The organism is Candidatus Hydrogenedentota bacterium (genome assembly GCA_012523015.1).
Classification (GTDB): Bacteria; Hydrogenedentota; Hydrogenedentia; order Hydrogenedentales; family CAITNO01; genus JAAYBJ01.
In genome coordinates, this window is sequence record JAAYJI010000341.1 from 1 (window position 1) to 5,346 (window position 5,346).

At 51.4% G+C, this 5,346-nt stretch carries 5 protein-coding genes; all 5 read right to left on the bottom strand.

Annotation, left to right across the window (positions count from 1 at the left end):
- Window positions 1-346 (bottom strand): hypothetical protein (locus GX117_14705; GenBank protein NLO34577.1); only part of this gene is annotated, 346 nt, incomplete at its 3' end.
- 152 nt (window positions 347-498) lie between these two features.
- Window positions 499-861 (bottom strand): Rieske (2Fe-2S) protein, encoded by a 363-nt coding sequence (locus tag GX117_14710; protein ID NLO34578.1) that lies wholly within the window; start codon window positions 859-861, stop codon window positions 499-501.
- A gap of 29 nt (window positions 862-890) precedes the next feature.
- Complete coding sequence (locus tag GX117_14715) at window positions 891-3,428, bottom strand: dehydrogenase (GenBank protein ID NLO34579.1); 2,538 nt, start codon at window positions 3,426-3,428, stop codon at window positions 891-893.
- Between the two features lie 140 nt (window positions 3,429-3,568).
- On the bottom strand, window positions 3,569-4,441 hold the full coding sequence (locus GX117_14720; GenBank protein ID NLO34580.1) for a 4-hydroxy-tetrahydrodipicolinate synthase: 873 nt from the start codon (window positions 4,439-4,441) through the stop codon (window positions 3,569-3,571).
- Window positions 4,442-4,618: 177 nt separating this feature from the next.
- Window positions 4,619-5,346, bottom strand: a 728-nt coding sequence (locus tag GX117_14725; GenBank protein ID NLO34581.1) for a hypothetical protein, incomplete at its 5' end; no start/stop codon positions are given.

Here is a 5,346-nt window from a genome sequence, read left to right on the forward strand (position 1 = left end):
CCGCTTCTGTAACCCGTGGGCCGGGTTCAAAGAAAGCGGTTTGCCGGTGCACTCCTTCTTCAAGAACAGTGGTTATGGTGCGCGTCTGTTCTGCAACCCATACCGGAAGGGTTTTCACCTGATCCTGCTCTTCGAGCATTTGAAGGGCATGTTGTCCTGTGGCGCCGCCGACGAGCAACATGGCTTTTGTGTCACCGCCCATGACCTTGAGTGCCCGGGATACGTTGCAGCCTTTTCCGCCCGTAATACAGCTATATCGAGGCGCACGTATCTTTTCGCCTATGCGCAGCTCCTCGACAAACAAGGTCTTGTCGATACAGGGATTTGGAGTTACAGTAAGAATCATAAAAGGCGGTCTCCTCCTCGTCAGACCGGGATAGATCTCGTAGGTTTATGACGGCTGCGGGCAACCTGAAACTGTAAAGGGCGTATCCTTTGTATGCACTTCGATACATAGCCCCAACGATCAAGATCATAGGATCACAAGGAAGGGCGGCGCTATTCCTCGATGATTTCCCAATCGGGTTCAGACGAAAAATCAGTGTCCTCAGGCCGGAGAGAGATAAAGATATCATCCCCTTCCACCTTGCAGGCATAGGCGCGCAGCCTGGCGGTTCCGCCGGACACACACCTTCCCGTCTCCAACTCATATTGCCAACCGTGCCATGGGCAAGTCAAAATACCGTTTTTTACGGTGCCCTTCGTCAAATCAGCGTTTTGATGTTTGCAGCCCGCTTCCATGGCACGGATGGTGCCGTCATCTTCTTGGATCAACGCCACGGGCCGTCCCAAAATACGCACGGACATAAGCTTACGACCGGCAAAATCGGCTTTTTTCGCAACCTTAACAAACTGGATCATGATTCTTTCTTCGAAGGCTTCAACAACCCTCAGATACCACGTTGATTCAAACGGATAAACGCATCAGCGGAACGGTCAACAACAGGCGTATAGCCGGGCAAGGGAGCAATTTGTTGGTGCCACGCATCTAAGAAACTGTGTACTTGCGGGAAGTAGGCATCTTCCATTTCAGCGGGCGGAACGATCCAATTGGGCGCGCCTACGACGCATACCGGCGCGTCCAGATCATCAAAGGCGATCTGGCTCAACTGTCCGGCAATCGTATGGAGATAGCTGCCCCTTTCGCAAGCGTCGCTGGCAACGATAATCTTTCCCGTCTTCTTCAGCGATTCGACCACGGGTTCATAGTTAAAGGGGACGAGGGTCTGACCATCGATGACTTCCGTGGAAATGCCAAATTCGGATTCGAAACGTTTCGCCGCCGCCATGGCACGGTATAGGGTAGCGCCGAAAGTCAAGAGGGTGAGATGATCACCTTTTTTCATGACTGCAGGCTCACCCAAGGGAAGCCGGTAATATTCAGCGGGTACACCGCCCGGCTGAAAGATCTCGACCTGATTGTATAAACGCTGACTTTCGAAAAACACGACGGGATCATTCCCGCTCATCGCGGAAGCGAGCAAGCCTTTGGCGGTGTACGGTGTGGCGGGAAAGATGACTTTAAGTCCGGGCACATGGGCACAGAGGGCAGTCCAATCTTGTGAATGCTGGGCTCCATATTTTGCGCCCACGGAAACGCGCAGGACAATGGGCAGTTTGAGCAGGCCTGCGGACATGGCCTGCCATTTGGGCATTTGGTTAAACACCTCATCGCCCGCACGGCCCATGAAATCGCAGTACATGAGCTCAACCAGGGGTCTTCCCCCTTCCATGGCGCAGCCTACAGCGGTGCCGACGATAGCGGCTTCGGAGATGGGCGAATTAAACAGTCTGTAATAAGGCAGCGCCTCGGTCAAACCCTGATAGACGGCAAAAGCGCCGCCCCAATCACGGTTCTCTTCGCCGTAGGCAACAACGCGGTGATCATTATAGAAATGGTGGATAATCGTTTCGAAAAGCGCCTCGCCGAAAGTGACTGCCCGCGTACCTTTCAATATTGAGCCGTCTTCGGCAATACCAAAGCGCGCCTTCTTTGCGATCCCTTGGACGCGTGGGTTGTCTGCCAACGGCATGGATACATCTTCTGCCCGACGCAAACCGGGGAGTGTTTCTTCCACTTCATTATTGAACATTAAATTACAAAGCCCCTGTGTCGGGGACAAAAGCATGCGTGGTGAAATATCGGGGGAAACAGCAAGCCTACAGGCTTTGCTCACTTTGCGGACAGCGTAGTCGTGAATGGATTCGATGTTGTCTTTCGTGAGTATCCCGGCTGCGACCAGTTTTTCGCCATATTCCAAAAGCGGATCTACCGCACGCCACATCTCAATTTCTTCCCGTTCTCGGTAAGCAGACTGGTCGCTGGGTGAATGTCCTGCCTGTCGATAACAGAGAACATCTAAAAATACCGGGCCTTCTTTTTTCTTGATCACTTCCAATTTTCGTTGGTAGGCATCGGCAAGGGCTAAGGGATTATTGCCGTCCACGACTTCCGCATGCATCTGTTGTGGATTGACGCCGGCAGCAACGCGCGCCAATTGTTCGAAGCCCATGGTCTCGCCAATGGGCTGCCCGCCCATGCCGTAAAAATTGTTCATGAAATTGAAAATAATGGGCAGTCCGCCGCGCATATACTCGGGCCACAGCGTTTTGAACTGCGCCATTGATGAGAATCCCAAAGCTTCCCAAACGGGTCCGCAACCAATGGAAGCGTCACCGATGTTGGCAATGGAAATACCGGGCAATTCCCCGATTTTTTTGTATAGAGCGGAACCAACGGTTATATCCGCACTCCCTCCCACAATGGCATTGGCGGGATAGACGCCGAAAGGCGGGAAAAAGGCGTGCATGGAACCGCCCATTCCTTTATTGAATCCTGTTTCACGGCCGAAAATTTCGGCCAAGAGCCCATAAAGGAGGAAATCAATTCCCAGTTCTTCTTCTTCGGCAGTCTGCAAAGCAGCTTGTTTTTGACCTTTTATGGTGAGATTCAGGCCGGCCCGGTCGGGCTCATTCTTCTGAACGGTCTGAAGCGTTGTCCCGGAAAAATAATTCTCCATGACAGCCATCAGTCCTTTCTGATGCAGGTCCTCCACAGCGCGCAATCCTTTGGCGATGATTTCGCCGTGACTGCGATGGCTGCCAAACAAATGATCGTGTACCTGCAGATGAACGCATTGGCCGACAGCGGCCCCTTCTTGGCCGATCGACAAATGGGCGGGTCCGGCATGGGTGTAGGCGATACCCTGATAGCTTCCCAGTTTTTTGATATTGTCGAGCATGGTTTCAAACTCACGGATGAGCGCCATGTCTCGGTAAATGCGCAATAAGCGTTCTTCGCCCACGCCTTTGCCATCATGCCGTTCTTCCTGTATTTTTTTGTTATAGCTGTTAACAGGAATTTTTTCAAAGTGAATGGCAGATTCTTTTCTGACCTCTTGAGGAACGACCATAAGTTTTTTTGCCATGAGATAAATCCTTTATTCGTTGGAACGCCCATGATCTAAGCGGGGTTGGTCGATAGGCACGAACACATTATAATCAACCGCACAATGCTCCATTGTACGCTGTGCATCTTAACACTATAAAACAAAAAAGAGAAAGATTATCATCCGAGAAGATTGAGACGCGCCAAAACATCTTCCAAAGGCTGTTCAAATTTTGCTTGAAGAGGCGTCAGGGGCAGGCGCAAATTATTTTTTATGAATCCCATACGGGCGAGCGCCGCTTTTACCGGCATGGGATTGGTTTCGCAAAAGAGCGCTTTAAACAACTCGGCCAGTTTGTAGTGTTCTTCTCGTGCGCCCGCGTAATCAGAGCGCGCCGCCTTCTCACAAAGCGCAGCGACCGGTGCCGGGGCTACATTCGCCGCTACAGAGACCACCCCATCAGCGCCTAAAACCATCATGGGCAAGGTGAGGCTGTCATCACCGGACAGGACTGAAATATCACAGCGATTCAGGATTTCAGTGACTTGCTCTACACAGCCGCACGCCTCTTTAATGGACACGATATTTTCAACTTTGGACAACTGCGCAACGGTTTCCGGCAGCATTTTCACACCCGTCCGGCCGGGCACATTGTAGAGCATGATAGGGATGTCCGCTGATTGCGCGACCTTGGTATAGTGTGCGATCTGTCCCGCGGCAGTGGGCTTGTTGTAGTAGGGCGTAATGAGAAGAGCGCCGTCACACTTCAATTCTGCTGCGTATTGGGTGAGCATCACGGCTTCAGCGGTATTGTTGGAACCTGTCCCTGCGACTACGGGCACACGTCCCGCAGCCCGTTCGAGTGTAAAGCGTATACATGCTTTTTGTTCCGCATGAGACAAGGTCGCTGCTTCTCCCGTGCAGCCGCAGGGCACGAGTCCGTGCGTACCTTGTTCAATTTGATAATCAATTAACCGTCCGTAGGCGTCATAGTCGATTTCCATATCGTCTTTAAACGGTGTCACCAGTGCCACAAAGGAACCTTTAAACATGATACTGCTCTCCCATGTTTGGGTTAAACGCCTGCCGGCGTCGTATTACAACTTTGTTGATTCAGAAGCCCATCATTTTTGAAACAATAGACTCTGTTTTTTGGACTCATCATCTTTTCAAAAGATAACAGAAAACTGAAGAAGAAGCCGCGCTTCCGGGACATCCGCCACGCTCTTCTAAAACGGAATAGTTTCGTCATCGGGATCTATATAATCCGCTTCACTAAGGTCTTCCTCTTCTTCAGAATAGGGTTCAGGCATAACGGGCGCATAACGTTCCGCTTGTCTCTCTGCTTGGTACGCCACCTGCGGCGGTACCTGTCTTTCGAGACTGGCAGGCGCCAAGTCTTTAAATCGCTGCGTGTTTCTTTCGAAGATCAATTCGAAATGACCTACCGGCCCATTACGTTGTTTTGCAATATTGACCAGAATAACGTTCTCACGCTCTTCCCGTTCTATGGCGGGCGGCCGAGAGAGAATCAACACGACATCAGCGTCTTGTTCAATAGCCCCTGACTCGCGAAGATGGGCGAGTTTAGGCATTCCGCGGTCATCTTTTTCCGCTTCGCGGCTCAATTGCGACAAGGTCACAATGGGCACAGACAACTCGCGCGCCAAGGCTTTGATCGAACGTGAAATGAGAGAAATTTCGTTTTGGCGGTTTTCAATACGCCCCGAAGCATGCATCAATTGCATGTAGTCAATGATAATCAGATCCAAGGGCGCTTGGCTAGCTTGGCGTCGCGCTTTAGAACGCAGTTCGAGAGGGGTTAAGCCGGCGGATTCATCGATAAATATTTTGGCTTTTGTCAGTTTAGCGGCTGCCTTTTGAACATTGGGGAATTCTCGGTCTGCCAAAAAACCGTTACGAAGGCGGTTCGAGTCAACGCCGCCCACCATACACA